The sequence below is a fragment of the Thermococcus paralvinellae genome, from assembly GCF_000517445.1.
Taxonomy (GTDB): Archaea; Methanobacteriota_B; Thermococci; order Thermococcales; family Thermococcaceae; genus Thermococcus_B; species Thermococcus_B paralvinellae.
This window is the reverse complement of record NZ_CP006965.1, coordinates 441,208-456,593: the sequence shown is the minus strand read 5'-3', so window position 1 is coordinate 456,593 and position 15,386 is coordinate 441,208. Positions and strand designations below refer to the sequence as shown.

At 41.1% G+C, this 15,386-nt stretch carries 18 protein-coding genes; 5 read left to right on the top strand and 13 right to left on the bottom strand.

Features of this window, described 5'->3' with window-relative positions:
- Positions 1–20 precede the first annotated feature (20 nt).
- The 13 genes from TES1_RS02545 to TES1_RS02485 are packed head-to-tail and all read right to left on the bottom strand — an operon-like array spanning position 21 to position 10,226.
- Entirely contained in the window at positions 21–806 is a 786-nt protein-coding gene (locus TES1_RS02545; RefSeq protein WP_042679925.1) for a prephenate dehydrogenase, read from the bottom strand.
- Positions 791–1,825 carry a pyridoxal phosphate-dependent aminotransferase gene (locus tag TES1_RS02540; protein WP_042679923.1) on the bottom strand — a complete coding sequence of 345 codons (1,035 nt, stop codon included), beginning with the start codon at positions 1,823–1,825 and terminating at the stop codon, positions 791–793. Before TES1_RS02540 ends, TES1_RS02545 begins: the two co-directional genes overlap by 16 nt.
- Positions 1,809–2,048, bottom strand: coding sequence for a chorismate mutase (locus tag TES1_RS02535; RefSeq protein ID WP_227738504.1), 240 nt, complete (start codon positions 2,046–2,048; stop codon positions 1,809–1,811). Before TES1_RS02535 ends, TES1_RS02540 begins: the two co-directional genes overlap by 17 nt.
- Entirely contained in the window at positions 2,006–3,088 is a 1,083-nt protein-coding gene (gene aroC / locus TES1_RS02530) for a chorismate synthase (RefSeq protein WP_042679921.1), read from the bottom strand. Before aroC ends, TES1_RS02535 begins: the two co-directional genes overlap by 43 nt.
- The gene (gene aroA, locus TES1_RS02525) at positions 3,085–4,296 is read right to left on the bottom strand and encodes a 3-phosphoshikimate 1-carboxyvinyltransferase (protein ID WP_042679920.1); all 1,212 of its coding nucleotides are present in this window, start codon (positions 4,294–4,296) and stop codon (positions 3,085–3,087) included. Before aroA ends, aroC begins: the two co-directional genes overlap by 4 nt.
- A gap of 4 nt (positions 4,297–4,300) precedes the next feature.
- On the bottom strand, positions 4,301–5,116 hold the full coding sequence (locus TES1_RS02520) for a shikimate kinase (RefSeq protein ID WP_084340006.1): 816 nt from the start codon (positions 5,114–5,116) through the stop codon (positions 4,301–4,303).
- Entirely contained in the window at positions 5,097–5,924 is an 828-nt protein-coding gene (locus TES1_RS02515; RefSeq protein ID WP_042679917.1) for a shikimate dehydrogenase, read from the bottom strand. The genes TES1_RS02520 and TES1_RS02515 overlap by 20 nt, the downstream gene beginning before the upstream one ends.
- Positions 5,917–6,567 (bottom strand): type I 3-dehydroquinate dehydratase, encoded by a 651-nt coding sequence (gene aroD / locus TES1_RS02510; RefSeq protein WP_042679916.1) that lies wholly within the window; start codon positions 6,565–6,567, stop codon positions 5,917–5,919. Before aroD ends, TES1_RS02515 begins: the two co-directional genes overlap by 8 nt.
- Positions 6,548–7,546 (bottom strand): 3-dehydroquinate synthase, encoded by a 999-nt coding sequence (gene aroB / locus TES1_RS02505; protein ID WP_042679915.1) that lies wholly within the window; start codon positions 7,544–7,546, stop codon positions 6,548–6,550. Before aroB ends, aroD begins: the two co-directional genes overlap by 20 nt.
- Positions 7,534–8,319: a 3-deoxy-7-phosphoheptulonate synthase gene (gene aroF, locus TES1_RS02500; RefSeq protein ID WP_051408159.1), complete on the bottom strand. Its 786-nt coding sequence runs from the start codon at positions 8,317–8,319 to the stop codon at positions 7,534–7,536. Before aroF ends, aroB begins: the two co-directional genes overlap by 13 nt.
- A gap of 18 nt (positions 8,320–8,337) precedes the next feature.
- On the bottom strand, positions 8,338–9,258 hold the full coding sequence (locus TES1_RS02495) for a transketolase family protein (RefSeq protein ID WP_042682664.1): 921 nt from the start codon (positions 9,256–9,258) through the stop codon (positions 8,338–8,340).
- 15 nt (positions 9,259–9,273) lie between these two features.
- Positions 9,274–9,939 carry a 1-deoxy-D-xylulose-5-phosphate synthase N-terminal domain-containing protein gene (locus tag TES1_RS02490; RefSeq protein ID WP_051408158.1) on the bottom strand — a complete coding sequence of 222 codons (666 nt, stop codon included), beginning with the start codon at positions 9,937–9,939 and terminating at the stop codon, positions 9,274–9,276.
- On the bottom strand, positions 9,936–10,226 hold the full coding sequence (locus TES1_RS02485) for a hypothetical protein (RefSeq protein ID WP_042679914.1): 291 nt from the start codon (positions 10,224–10,226) through the stop codon (positions 9,936–9,938). The genes TES1_RS02490 and TES1_RS02485 overlap by 4 nt, the downstream gene beginning before the upstream one ends.
- Before the next feature lie 277 nt (positions 10,227–10,503).
- On the opposite strand from TES1_RS02485, the gene TES1_RS02480 reads away from it, so the two are divergent.
- The 5 genes from TES1_RS02480 to proC are packed head-to-tail and all read left to right on the top strand — an operon-like array spanning position 10,504 to position 15,367.
- Positions 10,504–11,604 carry an aspartate kinase gene (locus tag TES1_RS02480; RefSeq protein WP_042679912.1) on the top strand — a complete coding sequence of 367 codons (1,101 nt, stop codon included), beginning with the start codon at positions 10,504–10,506 and terminating at the stop codon, positions 11,602–11,604.
- Positions 11,555–12,442, top strand: a complete 888-nt coding sequence (locus TES1_RS02475; RefSeq protein WP_042679909.1) for a homoserine kinase — start codon at positions 11,555–11,557, stop codon at positions 12,440–12,442. Before TES1_RS02480 ends, TES1_RS02475 begins: the two co-directional genes overlap by 50 nt.
- Positions 12,427–13,602, top strand: coding sequence for a threonine synthase (gene thrC, locus TES1_RS02470; protein ID WP_042679907.1), 1,176 nt, complete (start codon positions 12,427–12,429; stop codon positions 13,600–13,602). The genes TES1_RS02475 and thrC overlap by 16 nt, the downstream gene beginning before the upstream one ends.
- Entirely contained in the window at positions 13,602–14,588 is a 987-nt protein-coding gene (gene asd, locus TES1_RS02465; RefSeq protein ID WP_042679905.1) for an aspartate-semialdehyde dehydrogenase, read from the top strand. Before thrC ends, asd begins: the two co-directional genes overlap by 1 nt.
- Positions 14,585–15,367 carry a pyrroline-5-carboxylate reductase gene (gene proC, locus TES1_RS02460; protein WP_042679903.1) on the top strand — a complete coding sequence of 261 codons (783 nt, stop codon included), beginning with the start codon at positions 14,585–14,587 and terminating at the stop codon, positions 15,365–15,367. The genes asd and proC overlap by 4 nt, the downstream gene beginning before the upstream one ends.
- The last annotated feature ends 19 nt before the right edge of the window (positions 15,368–15,386 follow it).

The window sequence follows — 15,386 nt, the reverse complement described above, 5'->3', positions numbered from 1 at the left end:
ACGAAATTTGTCAATTCCAATCATTCTTTGTTTAACACTATGTAAAATCTTTTGTAGCTCTCCTCAATTTCATGTTCAAACTTCTCTCTAAGCTCCTGAACGTTAAATTCTCCTTTTTCAACGAATCTAAGGAATTCCTTGATTTTGTCCTTTGAGAATTCCAAAACCTCGTCAATGAATTCTGGTGAGTCATTCAGTACAGCTTTTGCGTAAGTGGTCAAATACTCAAATGATGTACCTCCAAAGTTTTCAACTCCTTCAAATTCCGAGAGGAAGCTTAGGAATGAGATGCCAATGAAGTATGGGAGTCCAATGACAATCTTCATCATTTCATCGTGAGTTTTTGCGTCTGCAACGAAAACTTCAGCTTTAAATTCCTTGAAAAGATTTATCACTGGATTTATATCTTCCTCTCTCCCCTCAACTGGAATTACTATGAATCTTCTTCCTTCGAAGCTCTTAGCTCCAGCACCAAACATCGGGTGAACACTGCAAACCTTAACACTCTCCGGAAATCTTTTGTAAATCTCTATCACATCTCTCTTGAATGTCGAGATATCAAAGATGACCTTTCCTTCAATTTTTTCACTCAACTTTGCAAGCTCCTCTAAAACTTTGGGTGTCTCCTCAAGAGATTTAGCAATTACAATCAAATCTGCCCATTTAAAAAGCTCCTCTATTGAGCTAAACAGCTTAAACTCACTCTTTTCTGCATGGTTTGAGTAAATTCCAACTTCATGCCTTGTGCTGAACTCTCTGGCAAACAGCTTCCCCATTTTTCCATAGCCGATTATTCCGATGCGCATAGCTTAACCTCCTTAATTATTTTGAGTCCTTCTTCAAGCCTCGAACTTACCAATGAGATTCTGATAAAATCTCCATAATCTCCGAAGGCTATTCCTGGAAAAACAGAAACACCCTTTTCTAAAAGCTTCTCGGCAAAACTAAGTCCATCAATTCCTATTCTAACGAAGAGATAAAACGCTCCATCTGGCTCGTAAAATTCAAAGTCTTTCAGTATTCTTGAAGCAAGTCTTGCTCTCTCCTCGTAGATTTTGACAACCCTCTTTTTGACCTCTTCTCTAATTTCTAACGCTTTAACTCCAGCCTTTTGAATGAAGATTGGAACACAAGTTGTTGTTACCTCTAAAAACTTCTGCATAGCTTTAATATCTTCTCTTTGCGCTATTGCATAACCTAACCTAAATCCCGTCATGGCGAAGAGCTTTGAGAAGCCTTTAACGGTCACAACGTTGTCATAAAGCTCCCTCGCTGGTGTGAAGGGTTTAAAAGTTATGTCAGAGTAAATTTCATCGGCTAAAACTTTTACATTTCCATCCTCAGCAATCTCAAGGATTTCTTTGAGCTTTTCTCTTGGCAGAATTTTTCCCGTTGGATTGTTTGGATAGTTTAAGATGAGTAAGTCAACATTTAATCTTTCTATTTTTGGCTTCCAGCCATCTTCAAGGGAAGTCTTAAAGATTTTAACTTCTTTCCCAAATGCCTTAGCTATGCTCTCATAAGCCTGCCAGTAAGGAGAAATTACTCCAATACGCCTAGCCCTTAAAATCTGCGAAGCAATTAAAATCTTTGAGCCGTTACCAACTATTACATTCTCTTTTTCAACTCCTTCAACTTCTGCTATCTTCTCCCTAAGCTCATCTAAGCCAGGAGTTTTGGTATATCCTGTTTCGCCCCTCTTTAAAGAGCTCACAGCTTCTTCTATTATCCTCTCATCCACATTTATATCCGGTTGTCCAGCATCTAATCTTATTTTGGGATTGAGCGATGAAATTTTGTTAAAAAACTCATACACGTTGAACATCCCTACAAACCTCCACTATCTTCTCAAAGACTTCCCTAAACTTGCCAGCTCTCCTGAGGACTTCTTCCTCTCTTTTTTCATCCCTTATGGGCAAGTTTAACTCTCTCTTTATTTCCCCAATCTCCTTAGCAATCCTAACTCTCTTCTCCAAGAGCTCAATTATTTGTTTATCAATCTCATCTATCCTTTTCCTAAGCTCATGAAGCCTTTCCAACTCAACCACCTCAGCAAATGATCTGCCAAAACCAAGGCCATCATGGATTCAACAACTGGCAGAGCTTTTGGTACTATGCAGGAATCAAAGCGGCCTCTGAGCTTTATCTCAGTTTCTTCTATCTTCTCCAAGTCAACCGTTCTTTGTGGCTTGTAAATTGAAGGTGTTGGTTTAAATGCAATTCTCGCAACTATTGGCATTCCATTGCTTATTCCTCCCAAAATGCCGCCGCAGTTGTTGGTCTCTGTCATAATTTTCCCATCTTTGACAACAAATGGATCGTTTGCTTCACTTCCTCTAAGCTCAGCTATCTTAAAACCTAAACCAAATTCAACCCCCTTAACAGCTGGAATTGCAAAGAAGGCTTTAGCTAAATCCCCTTCCAAATCTTCGTCGTAAGGACCGCCAAAGCCGGGAGGAACGTTTAGGGCTATAACTTCGACAATGCCACCAACACTGTCCCCATCTTTCCTTGCTCTTTCCATCTCTTCGAGCATTTTTTGAAAAACTTCCTCATCTGGGCAAAAGCTGTTTTTTGAGCTAAAGATTTCTTCAACGCTCAAATTCCTTGCTTTTACTTTTCCAATGGATTTTATGTAAGCTTTTACTTCTATTCCAGCTTTTGCTAAAATCTCCTTCGCAAAGTAGCCGGCTATTACTATTCCAGCCGTCAACCTGCCAGAGAAAAATCCACCACCCCTGTAATCGTTGAATCCAAAATACTTGATTTTAGCAGTGTAATCACTGTGTCCGGGTCTTGGGGTGTTTTTTATTTCCTCATAATAAGATGAATCAACATCTTTGTTCTCAATGATTACAGCTATAGGAGAACCAGTCGTAAAGCCGTTGAAGACCCCTGAGAGGATTACTGGCTTGTCGCTCTCTCTTCTTTTAGTTGAGAACCTCTTAATGCCCTTTCTCCTCTCAAGCTCAGCTTTCATCTTTTCTAGATTAACTTTAATTCCTGGTGGAACTCCCTCAATTAGAACTCCAACAACTCTTCCATGGCTCTCACCGAAGAGCGAAAATCTAAGCATTCTTCCCATCATTGGCTGACCAACCCCCTTAAATCTCCAAAGAAGTTCGGATAGGACTTTTCGACGCATCTCTCGTTTAAGATGACACTTTTCCCTCTTGCACCTAAAGCGGCAATTGTTAATGCCATTGCAATCCTGTGGTCATTTTGCGGATTCAATACAGTGCCTCTAAGCTCGCTCTTGCTTATTATTAAACCGTCGTCGAGCTCTTTTACTTTTGCACCCATCTTCGCCAAGTTCAAAGCCATAGCCCTTATCCTGTCGCTCTCTTTGTAGCGCAAATGCTTTGCCCTCAAAACAGTTCTTCCTTCTGAGTAGGCTCCTAAAACAGCTAAAACTGGGAAGAGATCAGGAAAGTCCCTGCAGTCAACTTCTTGCCCTACTAATTCACCCCTCTCAACTTCAACGTAGTCTTTGCCAACTTTTACGTTAGCTCCAAACTCCCTCAAGAGCTCAACTATCACTTTATCGGCCTGAACATCATCTTTATCCAATCCTTCAACTCTAACTTTACCGAATATCGCTCCAGCTACTAAAAAGAATGAAGCTGAAGAGTAATCACCGGGGATTGAGAAATGCTCAGCTTTTATACCCTGATAAACGTGGAAAATACCATCATCTCTTTCAACCTTAACATTAGCCCACTTTAGTGTTCTAAGCGTTATCTCAAGGTAGGGCTTTGAAACTGGGTTCAGCACTTCCACGCTTAATCCAACTTTAGCTCCCAAGAAAAGCAGGGCAGTGATGAACTGTGACGAAATACTCCCATCAACTCTCACGTAATCCTCTCTTATCTTCCCACCAAAAACTCGCACTGGCAAAAATCCATTCGATTTAGTTTTTACCCCTAAATCACTTAAAGCTTTAAGTAGAGGTTCCATGGGGCGTTTCCTTAAAGATTCTTTTCCGTCTATCACGCTTTCTCCATCTGCTAAGGCACTAATTCCTATGGCTAACCTCGCGGTTGTTCCTGATTCAAAAGCGTTAATTTTAGCTGGCTTAACTTCTCCAGAACTTTCGACAAAATTCCAATCTGCTTTGGCTCCAAATGCTCTCACAGCGTTTAGCGTTGCAAGTGTATCAGTGCAGATTAGCGGGTTCTCTATTTTCGTTTTCCCTTCCGAAAGTAATCCCAAAAATAATGCTCTATGCGTATAGCTCTTTGAGGGAGGAGCTTTAATTTTTCCATCTAAAGTTTTTATCGGTGTGATTTCTATCATCAGCTCACCTCAGCCTCGTTGTCAAAACTTCCCCATAGTCTCTCCAAATTTCTACAATTTTTTCAGGCTCTTCAGTTATAGCGAACATTGCAGGGCCTTTTCCAGAAAGTCCAGCAATCGCTTTAACTTCTAAAGCTTTAGCAATGGGCTCGAGGTTGTATCTTAAGAAAGACCCATATATCAGCCCATTCAAAACCAAAGCTTTTTTCCACTCTCCTCTTAATGCTAACTTAAAGGCTTCCTCGACATATGGAGCGAGGACTCTAAAGTTCCTTCTTCTCAGACTTGACGTCAGGACAGTTTCTTGGGGAATTAGCAAAACTACTGGAATTTTTTCCACTTCCTCTCTCTTCAAGAGCTCAAGCTTCAGGTTGTCCGTCAAGCATAGACCTCCAAAGTAGGAGGCACAAGCATCATCAAATGCTCCCGTTAAAGTTACACCAGCCCTCTTAGCGGCTTCAACGCCGAGCTTAACAACTTCAATATCGGACAACTCAATTTTAAGCTCTTTTAAGATTGCCTTTGTTAAAGCGTTAGCTACAGCTGAACTGCTCTTCAATCCCTTCCCAACTGGAATCTCTGAGTCTATCTCAACTTTAACGCCAAAATCTAAGCCGAATTTATCTTTGATTGTCTCCACAACTGCTTTAACTAATGAAAGATCTTCAAACTCCTCCCCTCTGACAGAGATTTCACCACTAACCCCTTCATCAGTTAGCTTAACCCTAACACTAACCTTCAAATATATTCCAATTGCTCCTCCCTTTCCAGTGGCAAAGGCATTGATTACCGTTATCGCGCTAAATGCTTCGCCTTTCACTTTTAAGCGCCTCCAAGGCAACTTTACGCATGAACTCAACGTCTGGCTTGACTCCAGTCCACAGCCTAAAGCTCTCGGCTCCTTGATATATGAGCATCCACAAGCCGTCAATAGTCAAACAACCAAATTTCCTAGTTTCTCTTAAGAGCTTGGTTTCTAAGGGGGAGTAAACGATATCAAAAACAACCAACTTTTCTTTCAAAAGCTCCTTTGGAATTGGGGTTTTATCTTCGTTCATGCCAAGGGATGTGGCATTTATCACGATGTCAGCCCAGCTTAAGTAATACTCTAAACTCTCTTTGCTCAGCTTCTCCCCTTTGACACCAAACTTTTCAAGCTCTTTCGCTTTTTTCTCAGTTCTGTTAAGCACAACAACTTTGGCTAACCTGGAGAGAGTGTAGGTTATTGCCTTCCCGGCACCTCCAGCTCCCAAAAGCAAGACCCTTTTCCCCTCAACTTCCGTAAAGCGCTTTAGAGCTTTTAATGTACCAATGCCGTCAGTGTTGTATCCAATGAGTTTCCCCTCTCTGTTTACTACTGTATTCACGCTTCCAATTGCGTTAGCTTCTTCGGAAAGCCCATCTAAAAACTCCAAAATTTGCTCTTTGTAGGGCATCGTAACGTTTAATCCAGAAATCTTAAGCCCTCTAATCCCTTTAACCGCTGATTCCAAATCATCAACTTCAAAAGCTAAATAAACAGCGTTGATGTTGTATTTTTTGAATAAAGCATTGTGAATAGCTGGACTTAGTGAGTGTTCAACAGGCTTCCCGATTAATCCATAAAGCTTCGTTTTGGCGTCAATCATTTCTACCACCAACTATAGCTGAGAGTAGCTTCATATCTTCAACATTCAGCTGTCCAGGTGCAACTGCTTCACTTATGGAGGCATAGGTGAATGGACTTAAAATCAAGCTAAAAGCCCTTGAAATCTTCCCTTTTTCACCCATGCAAAAAGCAATGAGATTTTTTTCGTATTCATAGAGCCTTACAATCCTCACGTTGTCGATGTAGTGCTTAGCGAAGGTGACTATTTTTATGACATCAGCCTCAAGCTTTTTCATTTCCTCCAAGAGTGCTTTGAGTTCTTCAAAGCTCGGCGTTTTCTCAAAATCGTGATATGAAATGATAACCCTAACTTTTTTCTCCCTTGCCAGCTCAATAACATTTTTTGCGATCTTTGATTTGAATTCAACATCAACGAACGCTGGGTTAATCCTCATGAACTCTTCGAAGAGTTTAAGCCTCTCTTCATCACTAGTCTCTCTAAATCCCCCCTCCTCCTTAGAACGCACTGTGATTATCAGCTTCCCAGCAAAGGGCTTCAGCTTTTCAATTCCATCAAGGCTTTCCATGGCATCAACTCTAAGCTCATAGAGATCAGCTGTACCCTTTTCAATGATTCTAATTACTTCATCGACGGTTTTAGCTTTAATTGTCCCTGCTATCATCCCTCATCGCCTCGAGAACAGCTAAAACTACTTTCTCGTCAATTTCCTCTATGAAAACTTTCCCAATGTCCTCCGGAAGTATGAAAACTAATCTCCCGTACCAAGCTTTTTTATCTATTTTCATGGCTTTCAAAAGCTCTTTTGGTTCAAAGTTGTGCCTCTTTGGGAGGCCAAACCTATCTAATAACTCCTCGACTTTTCCAGAATCGAAACCGTTTATCTTTTCCGCTATTAGTGCGCTCGCCATCAAGCCGATAGCGACGGCAAGACCATGCTTTATCTTGTAATTTGAAACTTTCTCTATTGCATGCCCAACGGTGTGACCTAGGTTCAAAATCCTCCTCTTCCCACTTTCCCTCAAGTCTTCTTCAACGATTCTGAGCTTTACATTTACGCATTCTCTAATTAGCTCTTCATCGATTTCCCTGAAAGACCTGAGCTTCTCATAAACTCCCGAATCAAGAATTCCGTACTTAACAACCTCACCAAAGCCATTCAATATTTCAACCTTGGGGAGCGTTTTCAGAGTTTCTGGATCAATTAGAACAAAGTTGGGCAGGTAAAAAGTTCCAATAATATTTTTGCCTTCAAAATTTATCCCTGTCTTCCCCCCTATAGCGGCATCAACTTGAGCTAAAAGCGTCGTTGGAAGTAAGCCCAAATAGGTTCCCCTCATAAAAGTAGAAGCAACAAAAGCAGCTAAATCTGTTATAACCCCACCGCCAAGTCCAATTATCAAGGATTTCCTTGTGAAGCCGATCTCAATTAGCTTTTTCCATATCTGCTGAGCCGTTTCGAGGCTTTTGAACTCCTCTCCGTCGGGAATAATGATTGGAATAGCGCTTATTTGATCCAAAATCTTATCTAACCAAAGCTTTTCGAGGGTTGTGTTTGTTATTACGATGGTTTTGTAAGGGGAAAGCTCATCAACAATGCTTTTTAGCTTTTTAATGCCACCTTCCTCGATTATAATCCCCATTTTCTTAAATCCTCCAAGAGTTCTTTAAAATCATTGAAATCTAGTTGTTGCTTTGAATCTGATAGTGCTCTCTCTGGTTCAGGATGAACTTCAACCATAATTCCATCCGCTCCGACGGCAAACGCTGCTTTGGCTAAGGGTTTAACCAAGCTCCTCTTTCCAGCGGCGTGGGAGGGGTCAATTATTATCGGCAGGTGGCTGAGCTCTTTAACGACTGGAACCGCTGAGATATCCAAAGTGAAACGCGTTGATGTTTCAAATGTTCTAATGCCTCTCTCGCAGAGAATAACATTTTCATTTCCCCCAGCTAGGATGTATTCTGCCGAATAGAGCCACTCTTGAATCGTATTGGCAAAGCCTCTCTTTAAAATGACCGGCTTATCTGTTTTGCCGACCTCTTTCAGAAGGTTAAAGTTTTGAGCATTCCTTGTCCCGATTTGCAGAATATCAACGTATTTAGACACAAGTTCAACTTTCCTTGTATCCATAACTTCGCTGACCGTAACTAAGCCGAACTCTTCTCCAGCTTTTTTGAGCCACTTCAAAGCTTCTTCCCCATGCCCTTGGAAGGAGTAGGGGGAAGTTCTGGGCTTAAACGCCCCCCCTCTTAGGACTTTAACTCCAAGCTTGCTCAAAAATTCCGCAGTTTTCATTATCTGCTCTTCAGTTTCAACGGAACACGGTCCAGCGATTATAGTAAATCCTTCTCCAAATTTGACTCCATCAACTTTGATAACGGTCTTAGCTTTGTATTCTTTGCTGAATTTAAACATCAAATCACCTCCCGGCATTTAAAAGCCCTCAACTGCCTCAGCTACTCTCTTTGCAATTTTATCAGCGCTTAAGCCATAGAGATCCAATAACGCTAAGTAGTCCCTCGAGCTTTTGCCAAACTCTGTTGTTCCAATTCTAATGACCCTCTTTGGCATTCTTTCACTGAGAACTTCTGCCACAGCCCCTCCAAGTCCTCCAAAAATGCTGTGCTCTTCTAGGGTGACTATTAAGTTGGCTTTTTTAGCTATTTTGAGCAGAGTATTCTCATCAAGGGGCTTTATTGTGTGAAAATCTGCTACTCCAACGCTCAGGTCTTTAAGCTTTTCAGCAACTTCTAAAGCCACTGAAACCATGAATCCACAAGCAATCAAAAAAACATCCTCCCCTTCCCTTAGGATTTCTGCTTTCCCAATTTCGAGCTCTTCTCCATCGTAAACCTTTACCGTGTAATCCCTTCCCAAACGCATGTAAAAGGGTCCTTCACTTTCAACCATCCGTTTAAGGAGAACTTTGGTTGCATAAGCATCTGCTGGCACAAGGACTTTCATATTTGGCAAAACCCTCATTAAAGCTATGTCCTCTAAACATTGATGTGATGAACCATCCATGAAATCGGAAAAACCTGAATGAGTCGTAACAATTTTGACGTTTAAGTTATCCCTAGCTACTGTATTTCTTATCTGCTCCCAGGCTCTCATCATAAAAGCTGCAAAAGCAGAAGCTATTGGAATTTTGCCGGCTATCGCGAAGCCTGCTGCCGTTGAAATTAAATCCTGCTCACTTATGCCGATTTGGAAGAATCTATCAGGAAAAGCTTTTTCAAAATAAATCGTTTTTGTTGAGCCCTTTACATCCGCATCGAGGACTACAACGTTTTCGTTCTCCTTTCCTATCTCAACTAAAGCTCTTCCAAAGGCTTCCCTAAAGCTTTCGATGATTTTACTCATAACTTTTCACTCCCACTTTGCTATTATCACTTTCGGCTTTCCCTTTACTTTGTCGAGCTCAAAGAGCAACTCGAGGATTTTCTCGGCTTTGTTTTCAACCTCAAACACTTCCCAGCCAAAGGATTTCCACTTCTCCCCTAAGGGTTCTTTTGACATAATCTCCTCTGTTTTCCCTGTTAATTGCTTGAAATTCCTATCAACAATTGCTATGACATTGTCAAGCTTGTAATGCGAAGAAGTCATTGCTGCTTCCCAAATTTGGCCCTCATCCAATTCCCCATCGCCTAAAATTACGTAAACGTTCTTTTCTTCTCCTTCAAGCTTTGAGGCTAGTGCTATTCCATTGGCAACTGACAATCCCTGCCCTAATGAACCGCTTGAGACCTCAATAAAGGGCAAACCTCTGATAACATGGCTTGGCAGTCCATCTAAATTAGCAAAGCTTTTCAGATCTTCTTCACTTAAAAGTCCGAGCTCTGAAAGAATTACATAAAATGCTGGTGCTGAGTGTCCTTTGCTTAAGATTATTACATCGTTTTCTCTTTTCTTTGCTATCACTGCCTTTAAAATTTCAAGACACGTTATAGAGGAGTTGAGATGGAAGTTGTTCACTTCTGAGAGCATTTCTTTGAGCTTGTCATTTAAGGCTGAGCGAACTAGGCTTTCACTCATTCTATCACCCCAAGAATTTTTAGAACAAGCTTTCCATGCTTTGTCAATTCAACAGGCTTTGGATTGTTCTTTTCGCCGTAGTCAATTAAGCCAAGCTCCTTCAGAATCTTGGCATTGAGTTTTAATGTTGAGATAGGCTTCTTGGCTTCTCTGCTTAGTTCTTCTAAAAGGGCGTTTAGAGAGTGGTGCTTCCCATTGATACTCCTTAGAATCAGAAGCTGGTTTTCGTTCAAAGCCCTTAAAAAGAGCTTTCTAAATACAACTAACTCATCTCTTTTAATTTCCATGTTTTGGGCTATCAATATTGGCGAGGCATCACCATCACCGACTTTGAAGATTGACTTTTAGTATTTAAATTTTTGGCTAGGAAAAGCTAGCTAAATTATCATTATGTCATTTCGAAACAAATCTAATTGAACTATTTTGAAAATTATTGCACTAAAATGTGACGTTTTGACAATTCACTTGCAGGTTAGTTTTGCAAATCTCGACAGAAAGACAAAAATTTTTCGAAAAAACTTATAAGCAAATTAAAAACTCTACGAGTAGGGTGATGCACTATCGGTGATTTACAAACTCTCCGCCAAACCAAGAATAGTTATTAAATTTGGAGGAAGCTCAGTTAGAGACTCTTTTAGTGAAGCTTTAGGGCTCGTCAAGAAGCTCCATGATGGAAATGAGGTTGTGGTTGTTCTTTCAGCGTTAAAGGGAGTTACAGACTCTCTGTTACATTTAGCAAACAATAAGGACGAAAAAATAATTCAAGAAATTGCAGAAAAGCATGAAAAGGTCATTGAACAACTTGGAGTCGATTTGAATGTTGAGAAATTCTTCCTTGAGCTTCGGCAAGTTCTGAGGAGTGAAAGGAGTTTCCCAAATAGAGGAGCGTTCATTGACCACGTTTTGTCCTTTGGAGAAAGACTATCAGTGAAAATATTTACAGAAGCTTTGAGAAATCGGGGGATAGAAAGCGTTCCAGTTGATGCTTTCCATATAATTAGAACAGACAACAACTTTGGGAACGCCAATGTTAACTTCAGAGAAACTGCAAACAGAGTGAAGGCACTTGAAACTCTGTTAAAAGAGGGCAAAGTTCCAGTTGTGACGGGATTCTTGGGAGGCTATAAAAGCTTTAGAACCACGCTTGGAAGAGGAGGAAGCGATTACACAGCATCGATTTTAGGCTCTCTTTTAAATGCAAGGACAGTTTTGATAATGAGCGATGTTGAGGGAATTTACACAGCTGATCCAAGAATAGTTAGAAAGGCAAAGTTAATTCCATTCGTTTCTTATGATGAAGCACTAATAGCTTCAAGGCTCGGAATGAAAGCTTTGCATGAGCGAACTATTGAACCAGTGAAAGATAAAATCCCGATAATCCTTGGAAAGACAAGTGACTGGAAATTAGGGACGCTTGTTTCAGATATAAAATCAGGAATGCCAATAATAACCTACAAAGTCATTGACGAAAACTTTGCAAGAATTGGAGTTGTCGGAAGTGACGAAATCGAATTTAACGCCAAGGTTTGTGACAAGGGCAAAAACTGGATTTGTTTTCTTGTGAGAAGAGAAGAACTAGAAGATGCCCTAAATGAACTTCATGAGGTGATTTTAAATGAAGGTTTTAGCTCCAGCAACGATAGCGAACTTTGGGCCAGGGTTTGATGTGTTTGGTTTATGCCTTGATGAACCTAGAGATGTTATCAAAATCAGAGAAAGCAATGAAATTGAAGTAAAAGTTGAAGGATTTAACGTGCCAGAAGATCCAGAAAAAAACGTTGCTTCAATATCTGCTCTTGCGCTCTTGAAGATGCTTAAAGCAGAGATGGGCTTTAAAATGAAGGTTAAAAAAGGAATAAGGCCCAAAAGCGGGCTCGGTAGCTCTGGAGCATCAGCATTGGGTGGAGCATTGGCAATGGCAACTCTTCTTGAAGTTAAAAACAAAGAACTCATAATAAAAGCTGCTCTTGAAGGAGAAAAGGCAGCATCTGGAAGTGCTCATGGGGACAACATTGTTCCATCCCTCTTTGGTGGATTCACGATACTAAAATCTCTTTCACCTCTTGAGGTGTTTAAGCTAGATGTAAACTTTGAGCTTGTCATTGTTCTTCCAGAAGTCGAGGTGAGCACAAAAAGAGCAAGAGAAGTCCTGCCAAAATATGTTCCCCTAAGCGATGCTGTCAGAAATTTAGCCCTTGCAAGTGCCTTAATCTCGGCTTTGAAAGAAGGGGATATAGAAAAAGTCGGGAAACTTCTGGATGACTACTTAGCTATCCCATACAGAAAACCACTCATATCATGGTTCGATAATGTTAGAAGAGCTGCACTGGAAAGTGGTGCTTATGGTGTTTCTTTATCAGGCTCTGGTCCAGCGATGTTTGCTTTGGGGGAAGATTTGAGAAGTATCGGAGAGGCTATGGTCGAAGCATTTGGGAATGAGGGAATTAGAGCGGAATACTTCATAACCAAAGTTGGAGGAGGAGCAAAATGCTTAGATGTATAGAGTGTGGTAGAGAATATCCGGAAGATAAAGTTAGATATAGGTGCGACTGCGGCGGCTTATTAGAGGTAGTCATCGATTTGGATAAAGTTGAAAATGTTTTTGATGGAAAAAACATAACACTCTGGAAGTACAAGAGCTTTATTCCCGTTGAAAAGAGGGTTTCTCTCAATGAAGGAGGAACACCTCTGTATCGTCTGGAAAATCTCCAGAGAGAACTTGGGATGAAAGAGCTTTATGTCAAAAATGAAGGTGCAAATCCAACAGGTTCTTTCAAGGATAGAGGAATGACAGTTGGTGTTTCAAAGGCAATTGAGCTGGGCATGGACAAAGTTATATGTGCCTCAACGGGGAATACCTCAGCGTCTCTAGCAGCTTATTCAGCAAAAGCAGGGATAAAGAGCTATGTTTTAGTGCCAAGCGGAAAAATAGCATTAGGAAAGCTTGCCCAGGCTATAGTATACGGGGCAAAAGTTGTGCCAGTTAGAGGGAACTTTGACGAGGCTTTGAGGGTTGTGGTAGAGGCAAGCAGGGAATTGGGAGTTTACATGCTCAACTCAATAAATCCCTTCCGCCTTGAGGGACAGAAAACAATAGCTTTTGAGATATTTGACCAACTTGGCTTTGTTCCAGATAATGTTATTCTGCCCGTAGGAAACGCTGGCAACATTTCGGCAATCTGGAAGGGCTTTAAGGAGCTTTATGAGGCTGGCTTTATAGAGAAACTGCCAAGGATGATTGGTATTCAGGCTGAAGGAGCATCTCCACTGGCTAAAGCCTGGAAGGAGAAGAGAGAGTTCAAGCCTGAAGAGAAACCCGAAACCGTAGCAACAGCCATAAGGATTGGAAATCCAGCCAACTGGAAGAAAGCTTGGAGAGCTGTTAAAGAATCGGGTGGATTGTTTGAGAGTGTGAGTGATGAAGAGATTCTTAGGGCTCAAAAACTGCTCGCATCAAAGGAGGGAATTTTTGTCGAACCAGCATCGGCATCTTCCTTGGCTGGTCTAATTAAGCTGAAAGAACTTAGCCTAATTGAGCCAGATGAAAGCTACGTTTTAATTACAACAGGACATGGACTGAAAGACCCAAACGTAATAATTGAGAACTTTAAGCTTCCGGCTCCAATAGAACCAAGTTTAGAAGCATTTAAGGAGGTTTTGTGATGAAGGTTGCGGTTTTAGGCGCAACAGGCTTAGTTGGACAGACATTCGTAAGGCTCTTGACACGTCATCCCCGGTTCAAAATTGAAAGACTAGTTGCCTCAGAGAGATCCAAAGGAAAGAAGTACAGAGAGATTGCAGAATGGGTCAGTGATGATATTGGAGATATAGAGGTGGAAAACTTAGATGAGTTCTTAAAGAACCCAGACGTGGATTTAGTCTTCTCAGCTCTTCCTTCTTCAATAGCCGGTAAAGTGGAAGAAAGGCTCGCCGAGAAAATTCCCGTATTCAGCAATGCTTCATCCCATAGATATGAAGAAGATGTACCTATCTTGGTTCCGGAGGTCAATAGTGACCAGTTAAAGCTTATTGAATTCCAGCAAGAGCAAAGAGAGTGGGAAGGATTTATAGTTACAAACCCAAACTGTTCCACAGCTATTCTAGTGCTTTCGCTTAAAGTTCTCTCAGAATTCGGGCTCAAAAAGGTCAACGTTGCAACGATGCAAGCAATAAGTGGAGCCGGATTTAAAGGCTTATCAGCCCTGCAGATCTTTGACAACGTAATTCCATACATTGAAAAAGAGGAGTGGAAAATTGAGAACGAATCAAGGAAAATCCTTGGCTTTGACTTCGAAATATCCGCTATTACAACAAGAGTTCCAGTGTCCCATGGACACACAGAGGCAGTTTTTGTTGAACTTGATGAAGACATCAGCGTTGAAGAACTTAGAAAAGCTTTTGAATTCTTTGACCCATTGAAAGAGCTTAAGCTTCCTTCATATGCAAAGCCAATCGTCTATAGGGAAATCCCCCAACCAAAACTGCACAGGGAATTAGGCAATGGGATGACCGTTACAGTTGGGAGATTAGAAAAAATCGGAGAGAGAAAGTTCAAATACGTCACTTTAGGACACAATCTCATTAGAGGAGCTGCCGGAGGTTCAATCCTAAACGCAGAGTTAGCTTATACGTTAGGGGTGATAAAATGAAGATAGCGGTTATTGGAGCTGGGACGATTGGGAGTGCTGTTGCCAAAGCGCTCTCAGAGAAATATGGGGTCATAGCCACAAGGAGAAAGATTGAGAAGATTAAATGGCTCGAAGAACATGGTGTCGAAGTGCTGAGAGACAATAAAATCGCAGCAGAAATGGCTGATATAATAATACTAACCGTGAAACCAAACAAAGTTAGAAAAGTTCTGGAGGAAATCAGAGAAGCTGTTGAAGGAAAAATTGTCATTTCATTTGCCGCTGGTATTCCCTTAAAGGTTCTCAAAAGCTCAGCTGATGCAAAGTTTGTAAGAGCTATGCCAAACATAGCAATCCTCGTGAAGGAATCGTTCACAGCCTACGCCACAAATGATCTAAGTGATGAGGAAATAAAGCTCGTCGAGGAAATTTTTGAAACTTTTGGGAAGTGCATTAAAATTGAAGAAGAATACATGGACGCAATAACAGGGCTGAGCGGCTCTGGGCCAGCTTATGCTTCTGTCTTTCTAGAATCTCTCATATACGGCGGCTTGAAAGTTGGACTGCCAAGGGATGTTGCCCTATTAGCAAGTGCACAGACTCTCTTAGGAACAGCAAAGCTTCTCCTTGAGACAAATCTGCATCCAGCTCAAATTAGGGATATGGTAATAACTCCTGGAGGAACGACTATAGATGGAATTTTTGAGCTTGAAGACAGCAGAGTCAGAACGGCGATAATGAAGGCAGTAGATGCTGCAGCCAAGAAGTCAAAGATTCTATCGCTTGAGATTAATCGGTAAAATAAGGTTGAAAAGGAAA